At 64.1% G+C, this 21,020-nt stretch carries 20 protein-coding genes; 15 read left to right on the forward strand and 5 right to left on the reverse strand.

Annotated elements, in window-relative coordinates; translation table 11 throughout:
* Nucleotides 1–224: 224 nt before the first annotated feature.
* Nucleotides 225–2,126 carry a hydrogen peroxide-dependent heme synthase gene (hemQ, locus tag ACSJJT_RS05005; protein WP_435917392.1) on the reverse strand — a complete coding sequence of 634 codons (1,902 nt, stop codon included), beginning with the start codon at nt 2,124–2,126 and terminating at the stop codon, nt 225–227.
* 95 nt (nt 2,127–2,221) lie between these two features.
* Nucleotides 2,222–3,571 (reverse strand): glutamyl-tRNA reductase, encoded by a 1,350-nt coding sequence (locus ACSJJT_RS05010; protein WP_500862053.1) that lies wholly within the window; start codon nt 3,569–3,571, stop codon nt 2,222–2,224.
* 109 nt (nt 3,572–3,680) lie between these two features.
* Between ACSJJT_RS05010 and hemE the strand changes: the two genes are divergently transcribed.
* The 12 genes from hemE (at nt 3,681) to ACSJJT_RS05070 (ending at nt 15,610) form a co-directional block, all read left to right on the forward strand.
* Nucleotides 3,681–4,742 (forward strand): uroporphyrinogen decarboxylase, encoded by a 1,062-nt coding sequence (gene hemE / locus ACSJJT_RS05015; RefSeq protein ID WP_435917254.1) that lies wholly within the window; start codon nt 3,681–3,683, stop codon nt 4,740–4,742.
* 23 nt (nt 4,743–4,765) lie between these two features.
* On the forward strand, nt 4,766–6,196 hold the full coding sequence (locus ACSJJT_RS05020) for a protoporphyrinogen/coproporphyrinogen oxidase (RefSeq protein ID WP_435917255.1): 1,431 nt from the start codon (nt 4,766–4,768) through the stop codon (nt 6,194–6,196).
* Nucleotides 6,197–6,236: 40 nt separating this feature from the next.
* Complete coding sequence (gene hemC / locus ACSJJT_RS05025) at nt 6,237–7,241, forward strand: hydroxymethylbilane synthase (protein WP_435917256.1); 1,005 nt, start codon at nt 6,237–6,239, stop codon at nt 7,239–7,241.
* Nucleotides 7,238–7,963: a uroporphyrinogen-III synthase gene (locus ACSJJT_RS05030; protein WP_435917257.1), complete on the forward strand. Its 726-nt coding sequence runs from the start codon at nt 7,238–7,240 to the stop codon at nt 7,961–7,963. The genes hemC and ACSJJT_RS05030 overlap by 4 nt, the downstream gene beginning before the upstream one ends.
* A 30-nt stretch (nt 7,964–7,993) precedes the next feature.
* Nucleotides 7,994–9,040, forward strand: coding sequence for a porphobilinogen synthase (hemB, locus tag ACSJJT_RS05035; RefSeq protein ID WP_435917258.1), 1,047 nt, complete (start codon nt 7,994–7,996; stop codon nt 9,038–9,040).
* Nucleotides 9,041–9,087: 47 nt separating this feature from the next.
* Complete coding sequence (gene hemL, locus ACSJJT_RS05040) at nt 9,088–10,395, forward strand: glutamate-1-semialdehyde 2,1-aminomutase (protein WP_435917259.1); 1,308 nt, start codon at nt 9,088–9,090, stop codon at nt 10,393–10,395.
* 6 nt (nt 10,396–10,401) lie between these two features.
* On the forward strand, nt 10,402–11,283 hold the full coding sequence (locus ACSJJT_RS05045) for an iron-sulfur binding domain-containing protein (protein WP_435917260.1): 882 nt from the start codon (nt 10,402–10,404) through the stop codon (nt 11,281–11,283).
* A gap of 35 nt (nt 11,284–11,318) precedes the next feature.
* A complete protein-coding gene (locus tag ACSJJT_RS05050; RefSeq protein ID WP_435917394.1) occupies nt 11,319–11,816 on the forward strand; it encodes a nucleoside/nucleotide kinase family protein in 498 nt (165 codons plus the stop codon).
* Between the two features lie 148 nt (nt 11,817–11,964).
* Nucleotides 11,965–12,681, forward strand: a complete 717-nt coding sequence (locus ACSJJT_RS05055; RefSeq protein WP_435917261.1) for an N-acetylmannosamine-6-phosphate 2-epimerase — start codon at nt 11,965–11,967, stop codon at nt 12,679–12,681.
* A 1-nt stretch (nt 12,682) separates the two neighbouring features.
* A complete protein-coding gene (locus ACSJJT_RS05060) occupies nt 12,683–14,209 on the forward strand; it encodes a PTS transporter subunit EIIC (protein ID WP_435917262.1) in 1,527 nt (508 codons plus the stop codon).
* An 11-nt stretch (nt 14,210–14,220) separates the two neighbouring features.
* Complete coding sequence (locus ACSJJT_RS05065; RefSeq protein WP_435917263.1) at nt 14,221–14,694, forward strand: PTS sugar transporter subunit IIA; 474 nt, start codon at nt 14,221–14,223, stop codon at nt 14,692–14,694.
* A 4-nt stretch (nt 14,695–14,698) separates the two neighbouring features.
* The gene (locus tag ACSJJT_RS05070) at nt 14,699–15,610 is read left to right on the forward strand and encodes a PRD domain-containing protein (protein WP_435917264.1); all 912 of its coding nucleotides are present in this window, start codon (nt 14,699–14,701) and stop codon (nt 15,608–15,610) included.
* A gap of 181 nt (nt 15,611–15,791) precedes the next feature.
* Here ACSJJT_RS05070 and ACSJJT_RS05075 read toward each other — a convergent pair whose 3' ends face one another.
* On the reverse strand, nt 15,792–16,286 hold the full coding sequence (locus ACSJJT_RS05075) for an FxLYD domain-containing protein (RefSeq protein WP_435917395.1): 495 nt from the start codon (nt 16,284–16,286) through the stop codon (nt 15,792–15,794).
* 252 nt (nt 16,287–16,538) lie between these two features.
* Between ACSJJT_RS05075 and ACSJJT_RS05080 the strand changes: the two genes are divergently transcribed.
* From ACSJJT_RS05080 to ACSJJT_RS05090, 3 genes are all read left to right on the forward strand, one after another.
* On the forward strand, nt 16,539–17,771 hold the full coding sequence (locus ACSJJT_RS05080; protein WP_435917266.1) for a sensor histidine kinase: 1,233 nt from the start codon (nt 16,539–16,541) through the stop codon (nt 17,769–17,771).
* Between the two features lie 79 nt (nt 17,772–17,850).
* Entirely contained in the window at nt 17,851–18,507 is a 657-nt protein-coding gene (locus tag ACSJJT_RS05085) for a response regulator (RefSeq protein WP_435917267.1), read from the forward strand.
* Nucleotides 18,508–18,581: 74 nt separating this feature from the next.
* Nucleotides 18,582–19,136: a nucleoside/nucleotide kinase family protein gene (locus ACSJJT_RS05090; RefSeq protein WP_435917268.1), complete on the forward strand. Its 555-nt coding sequence runs from the start codon at nt 18,582–18,584 to the stop codon at nt 19,134–19,136.
* Between the two features lie 17 nt (nt 19,137–19,153).
* Here the strand turns inward: ACSJJT_RS05090 and ACSJJT_RS05095 are convergent, their stop codons facing one another.
* Together ACSJJT_RS05095 and ACSJJT_RS05100 are read right to left on the reverse strand one after the other, a co-directional pair.
* Nucleotides 19,154–20,056 (reverse strand): rhomboid family intramembrane serine protease, encoded by a 903-nt coding sequence (locus tag ACSJJT_RS05095; RefSeq protein WP_435917269.1) that lies wholly within the window; start codon nt 20,054–20,056, stop codon nt 19,154–19,156.
* Complete coding sequence (locus ACSJJT_RS05100; protein ID WP_435917270.1) at nt 20,053–20,952, reverse strand: TIGR01777 family oxidoreductase; 900 nt, start codon at nt 20,950–20,952, stop codon at nt 20,053–20,055. The genes ACSJJT_RS05095 and ACSJJT_RS05100 overlap by 4 nt, the downstream gene beginning before the upstream one ends.
* Nucleotides 20,953–21,020 lie beyond the last annotated feature (68 nt).

The raw sequence follows: 21,020 nt of genomic DNA on the forward strand, positions 1-21,020 counted from the left end.
CGGAGCCTCCTGCCCCCATGCGGTGTCCGTCCATGACGGATTCGGGGTGACGGAGGATGCCACCGGCGCAGCCTGTTCCTTCGAGTCACCCATGAGCTTGGACATACCCGCGATCACCAGGACAACGACAACCACCAGGGCGATGAGCAGGACGAGACGCCGCACCCAATAGGTCTGCGGTGATTCCGGACCCACTGGGTCAGTCAGGCCATGCAAAGGCACCATCAGGCTCTCATCTGACGGTCGGCCCACACCACCGGGGAAACACGCTCACCAGTGAAGAAGGGGGTGTCGACGTCGACATGACGACGAGCCTCGACGTAGCGCAGGTCCTTCATGACGTCGACGAGACGGACGAGGTCGTCACCCTCCAGGGTGAGAATCCACTCGTAGTCGCCCAGGGCGAAGGCAGCCAAGGTGGACGCCTTGACGTCGGAGCTGGCGGCACCGACCATGCCGTGCTCGCGCAGCATCCGAGAACGGTCGGCAGCCGGAAGCAGGTACCACTCCTTGGATCGGATGAAGGGGTAGAAGGCTGCCCACTGTCGCGCAGCGACTCCGGCGAAGCAGGAGGGCAGGTGAGACTTGTTGAACTCTGCCGGGCGATGCACGCCCATGTTCGACCACACCGGGTCCAGGTGGTGACCCAGGCCGGACCCACGGAAGCGGTGGTAGGCGTCCTGCAGTGCAGCCGGGTCGTCGCTCAGCCACCACACCAGCAGGTCGGCGTCAGCACGCAGACCCGACAGGTCGTACCAGCCACGGGTCTCGACCCCGGACCGTCCGACCCACTCGTGAGAACCGTCAATGAGCTGACGACGCTCGACATCATCAGCGGGCAGCGGGGTGGCAACGCGGAACACGGAGTACATGGCCCACTTGCTGGAGGAATTGACCTCCTCCGGGACGACGGCGTGGTCACGCGGGTCAGTCGGCGCGGTGTAGGAACCGGCGGGGGCCTCGTCGTCGCGAGGCTCCTCACGCACCGAGTCGGGGCTCGAGGGATCAGTCATGGGGATCTCCTTGGTCAGAAGGTCGTAAGGGGACCGAGACTCCGGCTCCGATTCGCAGACCGCGGAGGCGGCGACCAGTTCGCAGGCCTGACTCTCGTCAGGCTCGGCGATGTCACTTCCAGAAATGGCCGGAATGTCCTTGGCATCCGGGCAACGTCGGCAGCATCCGGGCGCGCAGGGGGTGGGCCAGGAGGTCAGACTTCCACCCTCTCCTCGAGCAGCCGCTGCCTGGGCCATGATGAGGCCCGCCATGTCGGCGACGAAGGCCGGATGGGCGCCAGCGGTCGCAGCTCGGGCAAAGGCCAGTCCGATCTCGGCCGCCGTCTCGGCTGCTTCGTGATCGAGGTCATTGACGACCTCCATGTGATCAGCAATGAACCCGATCGGCGCAACCGCGACGGACTTGACTCCTTGCTCCGGAAGGGTGCGCAGGTGGTCGTTGATGTCAGGACCCAGCCAGGGATCGGTCGGTCGTCCCGATCGTGAACAATAGGCCAGATCCCACTGCGGCATGTTGCCGAAGGTCTGACGCACCTGGTCGGCGATCTTCTCGCACACCGCCTTGTGCTGGGAGACGTAGTCGGTCCCCGGCTGTCCCGTCCCGGACGCCTCCTGCATGGAATCAGGGATGGAGTGGGTGACGAACACGACTCGAGTTGCCTCGAGCGGGGTCGGCGGGATGCGCATGAAGGACTGCATGAGGGCTTCCGCATTGGCACGGATGAAGCCGGGCGCCTCGTTGAAGGGAGGTACCTTGTCGATCTGCATGTCGGTGACGCCGGCCTTGTCGAGGGCGGCAGCAATCTCCTCACGGTACTGCCGACAACCGGAGTAGCAGGCGTATGCGGAGGTGACGACGACAAGAACTCGACGCACACCGTGGTTGTGCATCTCCGGCAGGACGTCATCAAGGAAAGGTGAGCCGTTGCGGTTCCCCAGCAAGACCGGGATTCGAGCTCCGCGCTGGTGAAGCTCATCCTTCAGGGCGTTGACGAAGGCATCCGTCGCCACGTTGATGGGACTGGCCCCGCCGAACCGGTCATAGTGGTGGGCGACCTCGGCCAACCGCTCGTCCGGGATACGACCGTTGGAAACCCTCCTCAGGAAGGGCATGACCTCCTCGGGGGAACGCGGCCCACCGAAAGATGCGATGAGCACCGCGTCATAGGGAGCCAGCGGATCCTTGGGGGCTGAATAGGGGTTGGCGGTCACGAGTCTTTCTCCTCACCTCGGTGGGCCGCGTCCGCGGCAAGGTCCTCCACCCGCAGGCCGGTGACCGGGCAGACCATGCAGTCAGCGTTGGTGAAGGTTGACATGTCGATGACGGGAGCGGCGATCTCGACGTCGATGCCCAACACGTCCGACAACGAGTTGAGCCAGCGATCCCCCAGGCCCTTTTCAGAGGCCATCCTGGCTCGCGCCGACGGGATGTGCGCCATGGACGCAGCAAGACGACGCAACGATGCTGCCACCTCGTCGACCGGCACGGATCCCTCCTCGGGAAGGCGCTCCAGCTCGGCGGTGACCAGATCCGAGATGACGTCGCGCAAGGCGACGACGGCGGGTGCCATCCGGCGGCGTTCGAGGTCAATGGCGAGATGACGGACACCGGTGGCGACGATGTGCTCGGCGGCGGCACGCTCGGCCTCGGCCGAGGCGGGAACAGCATGACGTATGGTCTCCAGGTCGATGACCTCAACCCCGGCGGGCACAGGTTCCTCGACGTCTCCGCTGACGGCCAGGTCAAGCACCAGCAGGTCGCGTCCGGCGCGAGCATCCACTGCACGTCGGGCGACCTCTGTGGAGAGGGCAGGCACACCCGAGCCACGGCAGGTGACGACGAGGTCGGCCTGCTCCAACGCGGCATCCAGATCGACGGCCTCGGTCACACGGTGACGGCGAGCGAATCCGGCGGCACGGCCAGAAGCGGAATGAACCTGAATCTCAGTCACGCCACGCGAGTTCAGTTGGGCGCACGATGCTCCGGCATAGGAACCCGTTCCCATGACGAGGACACGCGCCCCACCAAGGTCCATCTGCTGGGAGACGAGGTCTAGTCCAACGGCCACCACGGTGCGTCCCCCGGCAGCCAGTGCGGTCTCGGTGGCGACATGACGAGAGGTCTTGAGCGCTTCCTCGACGAGGTGGCCGATGGTGTATGACACCGTCTGCTCCTTGCGCGCCTCATTCAGAGCACGCTTCATCTGTCCGGCAACCTCGCGCTCACCGACAACCATCGACTCCAGACCAGCAGCTACCCGGAAAACTCGCCAGACGGCGTCTGTCTCACAGAAGATCTGGGCCGAGTCAGCCAACACAGCCGCCCCCTGGTCGGCGAGACAGGACCGCAGTGCGGCCTCGTCGAATCCCTGAGCGGCAGAGTCAGGAGAAGTCTCCACCATCAGGCACACTCGGTTGCACGTTGACAACACGAGAGCGCCACGGATCTGGGGATGGTCAGTCAGTGCCAGGGCGAGCCCATCGACCTGCGCGGCCGCCTCGGAAACGACGCCGAGTCCCTGCTCGGCATAATCCACGGTCAAGACACACAATCCCACGAAGCGCTATTCAACCATGCGGTTCCGACGAGCCCCAGTAGCAATGAGCCTCGCGCCCAACAACCGCCCCATGAACAGCCTCTCGACGACGTGGGGCACAATCGAGGTGATGACTGAAACCACCACCTTCACAGCCGATTCGCCGCTTCTGCAGGCCATGACCGGGCATCGCCCTGCCGTCACGCCGGTTTGGTTCATGCGTCAGGCGGGCCGTTCGCTCCCGGAATACCGCAAGGCCCGCGAAGGCACGACGATGCTCGACTCCTGTCTCAACCCTCAGCTGGCAGCCGAGATCACCTGCCAGCCGGTGCGACGCCACCACGTCGACGGGGCAGTTCTCTATTCCGACATCATGGTGCCCTTGGCCCTGGCCGAGGTGGGGGTGCGGATCGAGCCGGGAGTCGGACCGGTCCTCGACGAGCCTGTTCGCACCGTTGCCGACGTCGCGCGAATCACCCAACGCGAACCCGGTGATGCCTCGGCCATCGAAGAGACTGCCCGACTGGTGGTGGAAGAACTCGGTGACACCACGCCCCTGATTGGTTTCGTCGGGGCCCCGTTCACGATTGCCGCCTACCTGGTGGAAGGCGGACCCTCCCGCGACCACTTGGCCGCCCGCGCGATGATGCACTCAGATCCCCCGGCCTGGGCCAAGCTCATGGAGTGGGTAGCCGACCTTGACGCCGCCTTCCTGGCCGCCCAGGTGGGCGGTGGGGCCCGTGCCGTCCAGCTCTTCGATTCCTGGGCCGGTTCGCTGAACGCCGTCGACTACCGCGCCAGCGTCGCCCCGTTCTCCCAGCGAGCCCTCGCAGAGCTCGACCCGGACACCCCTGTGGTGCACTTCGGCGTCAATGCCGGCCATCTTCTCGCCGAGCTGGCCCAGGTGGCCGCGACGGCGTCCCGCAACCCGGTGCTCGGCATCGACCACCGCATCAGCCTCGACGAGGCTTGCGCCACCCTCATGGTCTCCGGAATGGACATGCCGGTACAGGGCAACATTGACCCGGCCCTGCTCTTCGCCGATTGGGATTCATTGGAGACCGCTACTCGCGACGTCGTCGCGGCTGGACGCCAGGCCCCTGGCCACGTCGTCAATCTGGGCCATGGCGTGCCCGCCAACACTGACCCCGACGTCCTGACGCGACTGGTGGAGCTGGTGCACTCACTGTGAACCACAATTGCGAGGAAGTGACGATGAGCATCCCTGATCCACACAACGTCGACGCCGTCGTCATCGGTGGTGGCATGGCCGGGCTCGTTGCGGCCTGGCAGCTCACCCAGGAAGGGCTGCACCCTGTGCTGGTGGAGTCCCGCGGGTACACCGGCGGCCTGGTGGTTGGGGCCACGTTGGCGGGGATCAGCTACGACATCGGCGCCGAGGGGTGGGCCATTCGTCTTCCCGACACCGCCGAGCTGGCCGAGGAACTGGGGGTGACCGTCGAGAAGCCGAGGACTGCCCCGTCCTGGGTGTACTTCGACGACGCCTGCTTCGCGATGCCCGGCAATGCCATCCTGGGCATCCCAGCCGATCTGTCGGATCCGGCGGTCGTGATGGCGCTGGGGGTCGACGAGGCCGCCCGCGCCGCCGAACTCGACAACGCCCCGATGCCCGACGAGCTTCCCCGAGATCTGGGGACCCTGGTGGAGTCCCGCATGGGTCCGGATGTGCTGAGGCGACTCGTCACGCCGATCGCCGGTGGCATCCATGCCGCCGATCCGCACCTGCTCTCGGCAGACGTCGTCTCCCCCGGTTTGCGAACTGCCGCCCGGACCACCGGATCCCTGGCAGCCGGCGTGGCGCTGTGCCGCTCCCGGATGCCAGAGGGGCCGGTCGTCGCGTCAGTTGCCGGTGGCATGTTCACCATGCCGGCCGAGCTGCGCCGTCAGGCCGAGGAGGCCGGTGCAACGATCATGACCCGAGTAGGTGCGCGAGAGCTGACCCACCATGGCGACCAGTGGCTCGTCGAGGCCGCCGACACCTCACGCAATCCCAATCCGTCCCTGCCTCCCATCCCCGACGGCGAGGTGCACTCCTTCCTGACCCCGCGCGTCGTGGTGGCCTGCTCGGCTGGCTCTGCCACCGAGCTGATGAGCAGCATCATTGACGTGTCCGGCCCCGGGATGGTTCCCGGCGCCCCCATTGGTCACGTCAATCTGGCCCTGCAGGCTCCGCAGCTGGACGACTGCCCGCGGGGAAACGGCATGTTGGTGGCTCCCGGGACGACGAGCGTCAAGGCCAAGGCTCTGACGCACATGTCGGCCAAGTGGCCAAGCCTGAGCCAGTCCTGCCCCGACGGTCTGCACCTGCTGCGAGTTTCCTATGGACGATCCGGGGAGACGGACGTCGAGTTCAGCGTCGAACGGGCGCTGGAAGATGCCTCGGTCCTGCTCGGTGTGGAATTGTCGTCGGACCAGGTGGTGGACTCCCAAATCATCTACTGGACGGGTTCACTGGCCCCACTGACCCCACAGACCAGGGCGTGGCGCGACGGCCTGCACCGTCAACTCGAGGCGTTGAACCAGTCCGGACGAGGCCGCATCGGCCTGGTCGGGGCGTGGGCGTCGGGCTCCGGCATCGCCGCCTTGGTGCCGCAGGCCCGCCACACGGCTCGTCAACTGGTCTGAGAGCAGGGGAGGCGTCGGATCCGGGTGCCACAATGGGGGCATGTCTTCAATCCGTCTGGGAACCCGTGCCAGCACCCTGGCCACCACTCAATCCGAGATGGTCGCAGAGCTGCTGAGATCGCAGGGGCTCGACGTCGATCTGACGACGATCACCACCCACGGTGACACCTCGACGGCCTCGTTGGCGTCAATGGGTGGCATCGGGGTGTTCGCCTCGGCGATCCGCGCTGCCCTGTTGGAGGGCTCAGCCGACATCGCTGTCCATTCCTTCAAGGACCTGCCGACCGGACGCCCGCTCGGACTGACGATTGGTGCCGCCCCTGTTCGCGAGGATCCGCGCGACGCCCTGGTGGCTCGTGACGGTCTCACCCTCGACGAGTTGCCACAGGGGGCCAGCGTCGGAACCGGTTCGCCGCGGCGAGTGGCCCAACTGTTGGCGGTGCGACCGGATCTGACGATCGTCGACATCCGCGGCAACGTCGATACCCGTCTGGGCCGGGTCAAGGGTCTGGGTCACTACGCCAAGGACAGCGGCACGGAGGACCTCGACGCCGTCGTGCTGGCTGCCTCAGGGCTTGCTCGTCTGGGTCACAGTGACGTCATCACCGAGCTTCTCGACCCGTCGGTCGTGCTGCCGGCTCCGGCCCAGGGAGCCCTGGCCGTCGAGTGTCGGACCGCCGATGTGCATCACGGCAAGCTCGCCAAGGCCCTCGCCAGAATCGACGACCACGGCACGCGACTGTCGGCCACCGCCGAGCGAGCCGTGCTGTCCCATCTGGGGGCCGGGTGCGCCGCCCCGATCGGCGCGTTGGCCCATCTCACGCCGACCCCCGGGAGGTCCCCAGACGTGTTGACCCTGGACGTCGTTGTGGCTGCGGTCAACGGGTCGCGCACCATTCGGGAACAGGTGAGCGTCGAATTGCCTGAGGAGGTCGAGCCGGCACTGGCCGCGGCGCATACCCTGGGAGTGACGGCCGCCGAGGAGCTGCTGGACGACGGCGCCGCCGATGTCGCAGACCTCAAGGCCTCAGGAAGCACTCGATGACCACGAACCCTGCTGATCTCATCAAACCCCCAGTCGTCGTCCCCCGTGACGACTCCCACGACAAATTCGTGACGACCTTGAAGCAGGCCGGTTACGGGGTCATCCACAAGGCGCTGACCCGGACCGTCGAGCTCCCGGACGCCGATAGGCTCTCCGAGGCCGACCTGTGGCAGGCCGACTGGCTGGTCGTCACCTCGAAGACCACCGTCGGGCTGCTGCCCGATCCACTGCCGAACCCTGACATCAAGGTGGCAGCCGTGGGCGCAGCTACTGCGAGGGCCCTGGAGAAGCGCAGTACTGGCGTCGACTTCGTGCCGGAGGACCACAGCGGAGCCGGTCTGGTCGCCGAATGGCCGGGTGGTGCCACGAACGTCCTACTCCCGGTCTCGAAACTGGCCGCCGACACCGTCCCCGAAGGACTGACGAGGGCCGGTTGCACCGTCAACCGGCTCGAGGTGTACACCACCGCTGCCGTTGAGGAACTGCCCCAGGTGATCGCCCAGTCCTGGCCGTCGGTCGGGTTCGTCGTCGTCACTGCATCCTCGGTGGGACGTGCCCTGATCGACCTCGTCGAACCGTTGGGATGGCGTCGTCAGAAGCTCGTCGCTCTCGGCAGACCCACTGCGAAGACCCTCAAGGAGCTCGGCCACCCATCAGACGCGGTGGCCTCCTCCCCCACCCCCCAAGCCGTCCTCGAGGCGGTCGAATCCTTGGTCGCCTGATCGACGACCTGTTTAAGAAGGAAGATGATCATGAACCTGTACCTGCCTGATTCCAGCGATCTCCGCATGGCCGATGTCAAGCCGCTGCCCGAAGAACTTCGCCCGGTGTCGCGTCCACGCCGACTGCGCACCACCCCTGCGATGCGACGCATGGTCGCGGAGACCCGGGTCGCCCCGGCCCAGCTCATGCTGCCGGTCTTCGTCAAGGAGGGCATCGACTCCCCTGTCGAGATCACAAGTCTGCCTGGCCAGTACCAGCACTCCATCGAGTCCATCAAGGAACTCGCCACCAAGGCCGCCGAGGCCGGCATCGGCGGTATCGACCTGTTCGGTATTCCCGAGCACAAGGACGAGATCGGTTCCCAGGCCTGGGATCCCAACGGAATCCTCAATGCCGGTATCTCTGCGGTGCGCGAGGCTGTTGGTGACGACCTCGTCATCTGTGCCGACACCTGTCTGGATGAGTTCACCGATCATGGCCATTGTGGTGCGCTGACTCCTGACGGCCGCGTCGACAACGACTCCACCCTGCCGCTGTATGCCGCGATGGCGGTCTCCCAGGCTCGGGCCGGAGCCCACATGGTGTCCCCGTCGGGAATGATGGACGGCCAGATCGCCGTCATCCGCGACGCCCTCGACCGCGAGGGGTTCACCGACGTGTCGATCATGGCCTACTCGGCCAAGTACGCATCCGCCTTCTTCGGACCCTTCCGCGACGCCGTGGACTGCTCCCTCAAGGGTGATCGCAAGGCCTACCAGCAGGATCCGTCGAACCGTCGTGAGGGCATGCGCGAGACGCTGCTCGACCTGGCCGAGGGTGCCGATGCCGTCATGGTCAAGCCGGCCTCTCACTACCTCGATGTGCTGGCCGACGTCGCCGAGGTCTCCCAGGTGCCAGTAGCCGCCTACCAGGTTTCCGGCGAGTATGCGATGCTCGAGGCCGCTGCCGCCAAAGGTTGGATCGACCGTCGTCGCTGCATCAACGAGTCCCTGACCTCGATCGTGCGCGCGGGCGCCGATCTCGTCTTGACCTACTGGGCCATTGAGGCCGCTCAGATGTTCCGCGAAGACTTCTGATCCTTGATGATCATGCCCACCACGAGCCCAAGCACCGGAAGGAAGAGATGACCTCCAACGCCGAACTGTTCTCCGCCGCACAGACCGTCATTCCCGGAGGGGTGGATTCCCCGGTGCGGGCCTACGGATCGGTGGGCGGGGTTCCCCGCTTCATCGAGAAGGCCCGGGGCCCGTGGATCTGGGACGTCGAGGGCACCCGGTACGTCGACCTGGTGTGCACCTGGGGTCCGGCCCTTCTGGGTCATGCCCACCCCGAGGTCGTCGCCGCCGTTCAGGAGGCCGCGTCGAAGGGGCTGTCCTTCGGTGCTCCGACCCGCACCGAGACCGAGTTGGCTGACGCGATCATCGAGCGAATGGCCCCGGTGGAGAAGGTGCGCTTCGTCTCGACAGGTACTGAGGCGACGATGACAGCGGTTCGACTGGCCCGTGGCGCCACCGGGCGTGACGCCATCATCAAGTTCGCCGGAAATTACCACGGTCACTCCGACGCCCTGCTCGCCGCTGCTGGTTCCGGCGTGGCCACTGCTGGTCTGCCTGGTTCAGCTGGTGTCCCGGCTGCCTCGACCGCTGACACCATCGTCGCGGACTACAACGACGTCAAGGCCCTCAAGGAGGTGTTCGCCGAGCGTGGCGACCAGATCGCCGCTGTGATCGTCGAGTCCTGCCCGGCCAACATGGGTATCGTCCCGCCCGAGCCCGGCTTCAATGCGGCGATTCGTCGACTCACCAGTGAGCACGGCGCCCTCATGATCACCGACGAGGTGCTCACCGGATTCCGGTGCAGCGCGTCGGGATTCTGGGGTCTGCAGCAGCAGTCCGGCGAAGCCTTCGCGCCCGACATCATCACCTTCGGCAAGGTGGTCGGCGGCGGCATGCCGCTGGCTGCCCTGGGTGGACGCGCCGAGGTCATGGATCTGCTGGCACCGACCGGTCCGGTCTACCAGGCCGGTACCCTGTCGGGTAACCCGCTGGCCACCGTCGCCGGGGTCACGACCCTGCAACTGGCTGACGCCGGGGTGTACCAGCGTCTCGATGCCCGCTCCGAGCAGTGGCGCGGCGAGTTGGTCGCCGCCCTCGATGCGGCTGGCGTTTCCTACCGCCTGCAGAACGCCGGGAACCTTTTCAGCGTCTTCCTCGGGGTGGATGGTCCGGTGCGCGACTACGACGATGCCAAGGCCCAGAGCGCCGAGGCGTACACCGCCTTCTTCCACGCCATGCTGGGAGCCGGGGTCAACCTGCCGCCCTCGTGCTTCGAGGCCTGGTTCCTCTCCGACACCCACGACGACGAGGCCTTCGAGATCTTCCGCAAGGCCCTGCCGAAGGCTGCCGAGGCCGCCGCCAGGGTCACCGGCTGAGATCGGATGTCGGTACCTGTAACCGGGCTGAGTCCGCACGCCGTCAAGACGGTTTGTGACTGGTTCGACGTCAACGGACGAGATCTGCCGTGGCGTCGGCCAGGCACCTCCCCGTGGGGCGTCCTCGTCAGCGAGGTGATGAGCCAGCAGACACCTGTGTCGCGGGTCATCGGCCCGTGGCATGAGTGGATGAACCGTTGGCCCACCCCTGACGACCTGGCAGAGGAGGATTCTGGCGAAGCGGTTGCCGCGTGGGGGCGACTGGGCTACCCGCGTCGAGCCCTTCGGCTGCATGCGTGTGCCGTGGCTGTCGCCACCGACCACGGTGGGGTCGTACCCAGCGATTATGACGACCTCGTTGCGCTGCCAGGTATCGGTGACTACACCGCTGCCGCAGTAGTCTCCTTCGCATTTGGTGGCCGCGCCACCGTGCTCGACACCAATGTGCGCCGCCTCATTGCCCGGGCAGAGTCTGGGATCGCGAACTGCCCCACCTCGGTGACGAAGGCAGAGCGAGTGGTTGCCGACGCGCTTGTCCCCACAGACGACGTCCGGGCCGCGAGGTGGGCGGTGGCCTCCATGGAGCTGGGAGCGCTGGTCTGCACAGCGAGGTCTCCGCTGTGCGAGGTGTGCCCCATCCAGGGTGTTTGCCGGTGGGTAGCTGATGGTAAGCCCGACAATGCCCCGGCCCGCCGGAGACAGCCGTGGAAGGGCACCGATCGTCAGTGCCGTGGCGTGATCATGGACGTCGTCCGCAACAGTCCGCACGGCGTCAGGGTTGATGTGGCCCTGTCCGCGTGGCCGGAATCTGATCAGGCGTCGCGCTGCCTGGAATCCTTGCTCCACGACGGTCTGGTCCATCGCAGCGGGGAGTTGGTGACGCTGTGAGCACGATCGCGGGAAGTGTTGCCGCTGCCCAGGCCATTGCCGGGCACATCGACGCGGCGGCGAGGCGGGCAGTTGTCCTCATCGACGGCGGCTCGGGGTCGGGAAAGACGACCCTTGCCAACCGCGTCGCCGAGATGAGCCCGAACACCCAGGTCGTCCACGGCGACGACCTCTACCCCGGCTGGACCGGCCTGTCAGCGGTGTGGGACCTGAGCGAGCTCATCGTCGGGAACCACTACCAACGCTGGGACTGGTACCAGGACCGGTTTGCCGAGGAGGTCACCCTCGACGCGCATCGTCCCCTCGTCATCGAGGGGTGTGGGGTCCTCACCACGACGAATACCAGGCACGCCTCGATGACGGTGTGGTGCTCCTGCCCCTATGACGCACGCCGCGACCGAGCCCTGGGACGTGACGAGTTCTTCATCGACTGGTGGGCAATGTGGGCCATCCAGGAGAGGCTTCACCAAGTTCGTCACCATCCTGAGCAGCTTGCTGACGTCATGGTGGATCTGACCACCCTCACCCAGTGACGCACCCCTCCCCGTGGCACTCAACTAAGGGTGTGTTACGGTTCCTGCAACATTCCATGGATCTCAGGCTTGTGACTTTCGGCAATACCTGATCCACCGGCGGGCACGAGTGTGTCCACGCCGGTATCCCACGTTGCCGGAGGTACTCATGAATCCAGTGGTGCAGTCCCTGAGAAAGGGACTCGTCGTCTCCTGCCAGGCGTTGCCCGGCGAACCCATGTATTCCGAGAACGGTGGCGTCATGCCCCTGTTCGCGACTGCCGCTGCGCAGTCCGGTGCCGGTGGCATTCGCGCCAACTCGGTCCGAGACATCAAGGAGATCCAGGCAGCCGTCCCGTTACCGGTGATCGGCCTGCTCAAGAAGGAGTACGGCGGTTTCGAGCCCTACATCACCCCGACCCTCGACGACGTCGAGGCAGTCCTGTCTGCCGGGGCCGACATCGTCGCCTTCGACGCCACCGACCGCGTCCATCCGAACGATGTCTCCACGCCGAACTTCATCGCCCAGATCCGCAAGGCCCATCCGACTGCCGTTCTGATGGCCGACATCTCCACCTACGACGAAGCCGTCACGGCCGAGAAGTGCGGAGTCGACCTGGTCGGAACCACCCTCTCCGGATACACCGCCGCCTCCGCGGACTCCCCCGTCCCCAATCTCGAGTTGGTGCGTCGTCTCGCCTCCGACCTGTCCATCCCCGTCATCGCGGAGGGCAACATCTCGACCCCCGACCTCGCTGTGGCCGCCCTCGACGCCGGGGCCCACGCCGTCGTCGTCGGCGGCGCAATCACCCGTCCCGCCCAGATCTGCACCCGATTCGTCGACGCCATCCACGCCCGCGCCGCCCAGACCCCCTCAGAGAACTGACATGTTCAAGACCCTGCAGAAAATCGGCAAGGCCTTCATGCTACCGATCGCCATCCTCCCAGCCGCAGGCCTGTTGCTGGGTATCGGTGGCGCGTTGTCCAACCCCACCACCGTCAAGAGCTACCCCGCCCTCGGCAATCCCATCCTCCAGGACATCTTCCAGGTCATGAGCGCAGCTGGAAATGTCATCTTCGAAAACCTCGCGCTGCTGTTGTCGATCGGCCTGTGCATCGGCCTGGCGAAACGCGACAAGGGAACCGCCGCACTGGCCGGCATCACCGGATTCCTCGTCATGACAGCCACCACCAAGGCCCTCGTCTCCCTGTCCTCCAACCCCGACCGGACGATTGACACCGGCGTCATCGGTTCACTCGTCATCGGCGCCGTCGCGGTGTGGCTCCACAACCGCTACCACAACATCGAGCTGCCGGCCTTCCTCGGCTTCTTCGGAGGCTCGCGCTTCGTGCCGATCGTCACGGCCTTCGCCGGAATCATCATCGGCGCGTTCTTCTTCCTGGTGTGGCCGCCGATCCAGGCCGGAATGGTGTCCGCCGGCACCGCGATCGCCGGATGGGGCGTCATCGGCACCCTCTTCTACGGATTCCTGATGCGTCTGGCGGGTGCCGTCGGTCTGCACCACATGATCTACCCGATGTTCTGGTACACCCCGCTGGGCGGTTCCGAGGTCGTCGCCGGACAGACCGTCGTCGGCGCGCAGAAGATCTTCTTCGCCCAGCTCGCCGACCCGAACCACGTCGGACTGTTCACCCATTCGACCAGATACTTCGCCGGCCGCTTCGCCACCATGATGTTCGGTCTGCCGGGCGCGTGTCTGGCGATGTGGCAGTGCGTGCCCAAGGGGCGTCGTGCCAAGTACACCGGCCTGTTCGCCTCGGTCGCCTTCACGTCCTTCCTGACGGGAATCACTGAGCCGATCGAGTACATGTTCCTCTTCGTCGCTCCCCTGCTCTACGTGTTCCATTCGGTCCTCGATGGCGTCTCCTTCCTGGTGGCGGACCTCATCAACATTCGTATTGGCAATACCTTCTCGGGTGGTGCTATCGACTACCTCCTGTTCGGTGTGCTGCAAGGTGAGGCCAAGACCCACTGGCTGTATGTGTTGCCTGTCGGCGCGCTCTGGTTCGTCATCTACTATTTCTCCTTCACCTTTTTCATCAAGAAATTCCGGATCGCCACTCCGGGACATCTCGAGGACACCATGACTGCCGCCACACCCACCGACAGAAGGTCCCAGGAAAAGTCCGAGCGGAGGAACAACGGGATCGACGAGACAGCGGCGGAGATCATCACTGCCTTGGGCGGTGCCGAGAACATCGAGGACGTCGACGCGTGCATCACGCGTCTGCGTGTGTCAGTAAAGGTGCCTGATCAGGTCAACAAAGCCAGACTCAAGAATCTCGGAGCGACCGAGGTCTTCGAGGTCGGCGGCGGAGTCCAGGCCGTCTACGGAGCCAAAGCCATCCTCTACAAGAACGCCATCAACGCCCAACTCGGAATCGACGACTGAAAGGTGTCGACATGTCCATTTTTCGCAAGCGCCGCAAGGCCACACCCCTGACCATCGCAGCACCGGTCTCGGGCGAGATCATCGATATTGCTGACGTACCGGACCCAGTATTCGCAGGCAAGCACATGGGCCCAGGCTTTGCGGTCGCCCCGGTCTCGGGCGACTTCACCTCGCCCATCGACGGCATCGTCATGCTTGTCGCGCCGACCCTCCACGCCGTTGGCCTGCGCGCAGACAATGGGGCGGAGGTTCTGGTCCACGTCGGCGTCAACACCGTTGAGCTGAAGGGCGAAGGTTTCACTGCCCACGTCAACGAGGGCGACTGGGTCAGGACCGGCGATCTGCTCCTGAGCGTCGATCTGGACAGCATACGGCCACACGTACCGTCGCTGATCTCCCCCGTGGTCGTGACCAACGCGGCCAGGTTCACCATCTCGGAACGCAGCAATGATCCGGCGTCAGTGCTCTCAGTCACCGCAGGATGACCCGGTGCAACGTTCGGATCGCTCACGGCACGCAACGACGAAGCAGGGATCGCTCAGACCAGGGCACGTCATCGTCAAGAAGATTTACAACAACAATGTTCTTCTCGGCGTCAACGGTTCGGGGACCGAAATAGTCGTCAATGCTCGCGGTATCGCCTATGGACGACACCGCGGGGAGATCGTCGATGCCTCATCGGCCCAGCGATATGTCGCAGAGGGTGCCTATCGCACGACCGCCATCGCATCACTGCTAACGAACGCCACTCACACCGAGGTGCGAGTGGCACAGGCAATCGTCGAATTGGCGCGCAAAGAGCTGGGCACTCCCCATGCCCGACGGATGATGCTGCCCATCCTCGATCACCTCGTCGCAGCTGTGCACCGAGCTAAGCAGGGGGCCGTCATCGATTTTCCCCTGGAATGGGAAGTCCGTCAGCTCTATCCCGATGAGGCGGAACTGGGCCGACGCGCTGTCGAAATCGTCGACGGTGCTCTCGGAATCCATTTGCAACCCGAGGAATGGGTGGCATTCTCCCTGCACTTCATCAATCAGCGGTGGGACAGTAGAGACGTTTCGCGGACCATGTCGATGACTCAGACGATCTGCGACGTTTTCACCGAGCTGGAGGACCTGTGGCACGTTGAGATCGACCGTTCGTCCATGAGCGCATCCCGCTTCGTCACCCACCTTCGCTATCTGTTCGCTCGGGCCTCGGACAACAAGCAGCTCTCTCACGTTGACCTGGACATTGTGGGACTCATGTCAGATCACTACCCAGAAGCCACATTGGCAGCTAGCCAAGTGGCCGAGCACATGTCGAAAGTAATCGGCAACGACCTGACGAAAGCCGAAATCAACTACATCGCCTTACACACCACCCGGCTCTACAACGAGGTGATGGGGATGGATGACTGACGATCGCGCACCTGTTAAGGCTCATCGGTAGCGGTCAATACACAAAAATGGCGATGACCCTCCTGCCGGAAAGCCAGCACCAAAGTCACCAGATCAAAATCCAGATGCGTGCCTAACTCCCACCGCAACATAACGAGGTTCAGCCGCTGCGATCCATCGCAGCGGCTGAACCTCGGGCTGATCAGATTCCGGTGATATCCTTAAATTTCACGGTCTTGATCTCACTAGGGTTTTGGGAACAAATCGCATCAAACTTCCATTTGCCGTGAGCATCGATAGAGTTGGCGTTGGCCAGACAGGTGTCCGTGTTGTTGCCGGACGCGTCATAGGCGTTGAATTCGATCTGGACGTAGTTGTTGATCGACTCGTCAGAGTTGTTGCGTACGTACCCCGTCACATGGACCGTGAACTCGTCCTTCTTCAACTTCCAACCCTTGAGCAGGGCAAGGTCGCCCTTAACTTGATCCTCGTCGGTGGTCTTCGCGGCAGGCTTTTCGACCTGCTTGGCCTGGCTCGTAGCTGGGGCGGACGCGGCCTTGTCGCTACCGGACTTCTGCTCGTCACCTCCTTTCGACCCTCCTTCCAGACCTGCGAAAATCCCCAGAATGACGACGGCGATGACAATCCAGAACCACACCCGCTTGTAGATCGGCTTTTTTGGCTTCGACGGCGGCATCCCGCTCGAGTTCAGGGCATATTGGAAGTTGGGCTGACCTTGCGGACCTTCTCCCGGGTACTGCGGTTGTGGGTAGTGGGGTGATTGCTGGTCATTGGACATTGGTGTCTCCTTTCGACTCCACACCAGTGCATCCCAGGATCGGGCCCTCCCGCATCGGCCGAACGGACAGACCGCAGGTGGCCGATTGGGCAGGTGTTTTCGTCCATCCGGTCGAGGCAGCCCTACCGAAACCGCCCTTAGGATGAGGGCATGATCGAGTACGAAGTCGTGGGCGACGATCGCAGGCCCGCCGTTTGGCTGTCCATCGTCCTCATCGCCATCGGAATACTCGGATGCTTCACCTCGACCGCGTTCTGTCCACTGGCCCTCCATATGACGGCGCAGAACCCCTCCGGTCTCACCGTGCTGCACGGAATCGCTACCCTCGTCGCAGATGTGGTTTTGCCCGTCTGGCTGCTATGGCGACATCGTCAACCGTTCACAATCACCCTCGTCACAGCGGCAATCAGCCTGGTGCTACCGATCGGTAACACCGTTCCTCTTATCGCCCTGGCATGTTTGCTGGGACGACGACGTGGCGCGGCACCGTGGTGGACCACCGCGGCCGTGACGATCACGACTACCATCGTAGGAGTCGTGGACGCCGCCAGGTCTCCGAAGGCCGCGTCGACGATCAAAACTCTCTTGTCCCCAGCAAACACCCCTGACACTGCTGATCTGACGGTCTCTTGGTTCACCGTTGCGGCCTTCATCGCCGCCGGGCTCATCATCTCCATTGGTTCGGGGCTGTGGCGCCGCACCCAACGCACCACAACCTCACTTACCCGGGAACGCGACGTCGCGCAGGCCACCAACGCCAAACTCGGCGACGAATTGTCACGCCGCGAGGAACGCGAGCGCATCGCCCAGGAAATCCACGATCAACTCGGCCATAGATTGTCCCTTCTCAGCCTGCAGTCCGGGGCGCTAGAGACTCAACTTCGGGACAATCCGGACGCCGTCAAGGCCGCCCACGAGGTACAGGCTGGGGCAGCTGCAGCCGTCAATGACCTGCATTCCCTGTTGTCGGTACTTACCGAGTCCCGCGTGACACCCGATTTGCCCCTGTCGAAACTGGCCGAGGTCATTGACGAGTCCTTCGGCGCCGGTCAGCCCCTCAATTCGAGCGTCTTCATTGAGGACGCCGATCGGGTCGATCCCGCCGTGTCGAGGGCCGTCTACCGCATCGTTCAGGAGCTGCTCACTAACGCAGCCAAGCACGCACCCGGGCAGACGACGACCCTGCGCGTACGCGGGAATCCCCGAGACGGAATCAGCATCGACGCGACGAACGGCTACATCGGCGGATGGGCTGGAGGACCGAGTGCCCATTCCCGCGGGCTTAAGGGGATCACCGAGCGTGTCGAGCTACTTGGGGGCAGCCTTCACTACGGTCTTGACGACGATCTGTTCCACGTCCATGTGGACATCCCGTGGCGGTGATAATCATCCCCGCCTGCTCCTAATAGACCACGGTGCAGCCGCAACGAATCGCAAACGGTGAACATCATAGGATGTGGCCATGCTGCCCGTTCGCGTCTTACTCGTCGACGACGACACGCTCGTACGCAGAGCTGTACGCCAGATCCTTGAGGCCGCTGATGACCTTGAGGTGGTCGGTGAGGCCAGTGACGGCGACGGAGCCGTGAGGCAGGCTCCCCAGGCCGATGTGGTCCTCATGGACCTGCGAATGCCCGGAATGAGTGGTGTGGAGGCGACATCGCGAATCACCCATTCCCCGAGCTCGCCCAAGGTCGTCGTCCTCACTACCGTCACCACCGATGCGGCCATCACCGACGCAATTCACGCCGGGGCATTGGGGTTCCTACTGAAAACCTCCTCACCTGAGGACATCGTCAGTGCCGTGCGTGCGGCCCACACTGGAGATGCCTTCATGTCCCCGACGTCGACCCGCCAACTTCTAGAACAGTTGCGGAGCGACACTGGTAGACAGGGCCACCGGGCTGCCCGCAAGACCCTTTCCGCCCTCACTGACCGGGAGCGAGAGGTTGCAATAGCGGTGGCCGAGGGACTAACCAATGACGCCATTGCCGCGCGGTTAAACATTTCGGCAAGCACCGTCAAGGCGCATCTGTCGACGATTCAGACCAAGCTCAACGTCGACAGTCGAGTCCGCATTGCGGTACTCGTTGAGCGGGCTGGGTATCTTGCTGCATAAGCGCAACGGCGCTGATAACTTGGGGCCACTGCGTGAAACTACTCACCTGATGACGGGCTGACCGCCCCCAATCGTTGCTTTCCTTGGCCCAAGGCGACGAGACTAGTGAGGTGCTCATTGACGCCGACCGCTTTGACCTTCTGGAGGAACTCATCCTTGCCGAACCTTTACGACACGGGCAGCCGGTTGTCCTCATCGATGGGCGCTCTAGGGCAGGAAAAACCACCTTAGCCAATACCCTCATCTGTCACCATGCCGACTGGCAGCTCGTCCACGCTGACGACCTGTACCCTGGCTGGTCCGGATTGTCATCGGTGTGGGACCTGCGTGATCTCGTCGCTAGACGCCGGTACCGGCGCTGGGACTGGTATCAAAACCGCTTCGACGACGAAGTCATCCTAGATGCGAATCGTCCCCTCGTTATCGAAGGCTGCGGGGTACTGACGCCGACGAATGCACCTTTGGCATCCCTGCGAGTGTGGTGCGAAGTCTCGGCACCGCTCAGGCGCCACCGAGCCTTAACCCGGAACCCAGAATTTCGCGACCAGTGGGCCATGTGGGCCATTCAGGAGGGGCTACACATCGCACGTCACCGACCAGCTGATCTCGCTGATCTCACCATTTCCTGACCGCCACCAAACGCGTATCAGACCACCAGATATTTGACCACCAGCGCGGCCACCATGGCAAGCAGTAACAAAACCATTCGAGGCCATGTCTGCGCGGATTTGCCAGCCTGAATACGTTTGGGGTCCTCGAAGAAAATAACCCCGCACATCATTCCGACGAGAAAACCCCCAAGGTGGGCCTGCCATGCGATCCCGGAGATGAACAACAGCAGTGCCGCGTTGATGGCCAGCACGATCCACAGGTCGCGGGTCGACGCCCCGAGCCTGCGTTGCACGATGAGCAGCACTCCGAACAGGCCGAAAATCGCGCCGGATGCGCCGACGACGCCGTCATTCATGTTCGGCAGGAGCGTCCCGTCACCGTGCGGGGAGGCCATCAGGCAGAACAGCACTCCCCCGCCCAGGCCGGACATGAGGTAGGCGGCGAGGAATCTGGCGCGTCCGAGGAAGGGCTCCAGAGATCGGCCAAGGGCCCACAACGCGTACATATTGAAGCCGATGTGGAAGATGCTCAGCGCGTGTCCGAACATCGACGTGACGAATCGCCACGGCTCATGGAACCCCTCGATCGGCGCCAGGACGACGGCGTCGCGGATCTGAGGGCTGACCCACTCCCCCGCCCACACCAGGAAACAGACGCCGATGAGGGTCCACGTCGCTACCGGAGCGTCGCTGCGTCGCTTAGGGCGGGCAACGGGTTTGGGCGCGGCTTGCTGGTACGACGCCGAGGGTGCTTCCCACGAGGGATCGACCTCCCCCGAGCGATATGGCTCGGACTCCGGTCTCGACGTCCTTTCTGCCTGCCCGGAATCTGGCTGCGAAGGTGCCCAGGAGGACTCGTCATGTTTCGGCTCGTCCGCCCATGAACCCCACTCGTCTGGGCGGGAATAATTGTCGGGACGTTGGTTGTTCTGGCTCATCGGCGTCCTGCAAGTACTGAGGTGATTGACTCGGTGATGGAGGTGTCGCGGAACTCGAATCCGTGCTCAAGGAGCTTGGCTGGCTTGACCCTCTGCCCTGCACACAATGTCTCGTCAACGAGCTGCGACCCGAAGATCGTCTTTGCCACCGGAACCGGGAATGGCACCACTGCCGGACGATGCATCGCCTTGGCCAGGGTTTTCGTGAACTCGGCATTGGTGCATGGATTCGGTCCGACGAGGTTGACCGGTCCACTGATGGAATCCTCAGTGAGGATCCGCACCATGGCCGACACATGGTCATGAAGGCTGATCCACGACATGTACTGGCTGCCGTCACCGATCTTGCCGCCCAATCCGAGCCGGAAGAGTGGGCGCTCCTTGCCGAGGATGCCGCCGAACGAGCTCATGACGTGACCGGTACGCAGGGTTGCCACGCGCACTCCCTCGGGAGCGGCGCACGCGGCTGCTTCCCACCGCTGGCAGACCTCGGCCAGGAACCCTTCGCCAGCGGGGTCATTCTCGTCGAGCCATTCATCGCCACGAGGGCCGTAATAGCCCACGGCTGATCCGTTGATGAAAACCCGGCAGCGTGGTGAGGATGCCAGAGCGCGCACGATGAGACGGGTGGAGTCAATGCGGGATGCCAGGATGCGGGTCTTGCGTTCTTCAGTCCAACGTCCCTCCGCGATGGGTGCTCCAGCCAGGTTCACCACGGCGTCGACATCGTCGAGGAATGGCGGGGCGATGGACAGGGTGTCGAGGTCCCATCTGCGGTCGGAGGGTTGGATGGCTTCATGACGAGTCAGCGTGACGACGTCATGTCCTCCCTTGCGCAGCCGCTGAACCAGCGCTGTGCCGATGAGACCGGCAAATCCTCCGATGGCAACCCTCATATGGCCATCCTACGGGGCAGGCGAAAGGCTCCTCGTGCCGTCCACCTGCCCCGTAACGGATTGTTGTC

The sequence above is a fragment of the Cutibacterium nasicola genome, assembly GCF_051303185.1.
Taxonomy (GTDB): Bacteria; Actinomycetota; Actinomycetes; order Propionibacteriales; family Propionibacteriaceae; genus Cutibacterium.

What these genes read in the sequence shown, in the direction of transcription:
- ACSJJT_RS05095 (WP_435917269.1), bottom strand. Translation starts at nt 20,056, where the DNA reads ATGAGCCAGAACAACCAACGTCCCGACAATTATTCCCGCCCAGACGAG.
- ACSJJT_RS05055 (WP_435917261.1), top strand. Translation starts at nt 11,965, where the DNA reads ATGAATCCAGTGGTGCAGTCCCTGAGAAAGGGACTCGTCGTCTCCTGC.
- ACSJJT_RS05065 (WP_435917263.1), top strand. Translation starts at nt 14,221, where the DNA reads ATGTCCATTTTTCGCAAGCGCCGCAAGGCCACACCCCTGACCATCGCA.
- ACSJJT_RS05060 (WP_435917262.1), top strand. Translation starts at nt 12,683, where the DNA reads ATGTTCAAGACCCTGCAGAAAATCGGCAAGGCCTTCATGCTACCGATC.
- hemL (WP_435917259.1), top strand. Translation starts at nt 9,088, where the DNA reads ATGACCTCCAACGCCGAACTGTTCTCCGCCGCACAGACCGTCATTCCC.
- ACSJJT_RS05020 (WP_435917255.1), top strand. Translation starts at nt 4,766, where the DNA reads ATGAGCATCCCTGATCCACACAACGTCGACGCCGTCGTCATCGGTGGT.
- hemC (WP_435917256.1), top strand. Translation starts at nt 6,237, where the DNA reads ATGTCTTCAATCCGTCTGGGAACCCGTGCCAGCACCCTGGCCACCACT.
- ACSJJT_RS05030 (WP_435917257.1), top strand. Translation starts at nt 7,238, where the DNA reads ATGACCACGAACCCTGCTGATCTCATCAAACCCCCAGTCGTCGTCCCC.
- ACSJJT_RS05100 (WP_435917270.1), bottom strand. Translation starts at nt 20,952, where the DNA reads ATGAGGGTTGCCATCGGAGGATTTGCCGGTCTCATCGGCACAGCGCTG.
- hemB (WP_435917258.1), top strand. Translation starts at nt 7,994, where the DNA reads ATGAACCTGTACCTGCCTGATTCCAGCGATCTCCGCATGGCCGATGTC.
- ACSJJT_RS05075 (WP_435917395.1), bottom strand. Translation starts at nt 16,286, where the DNA reads ATGCCGCCGTCGAAGCCAAAAAAGCCGATCTACAAGCGGGTGTGGTTC.
- ACSJJT_RS05045 (WP_435917260.1), top strand. Translation starts at nt 10,402, where the DNA reads ATGTCGGTACCTGTAACCGGGCTGAGTCCGCACGCCGTCAAGACGGTT.
- ACSJJT_RS05080 (WP_435917266.1), top strand. Translation starts at nt 16,539, where the DNA reads ATGATCGAGTACGAAGTCGTGGGCGACGATCGCAGGCCCGCCGTTTGG.
- hemQ (WP_435917392.1), bottom strand. Translation starts at nt 2,126, where the DNA reads ATGCCCTTCCTGAGGAGGGTTTCCAACGGTCGTATCCCGGACGAGCGG.
- hemE (WP_435917254.1), top strand. Translation starts at nt 3,681, where the DNA reads ATGACTGAAACCACCACCTTCACAGCCGATTCGCCGCTTCTGCAGGCC.
- ACSJJT_RS05085 (WP_435917267.1), top strand. Translation starts at nt 17,851, where the DNA reads ATGCTGCCCGTTCGCGTCTTACTCGTCGACGACGACACGCTCGTACGC.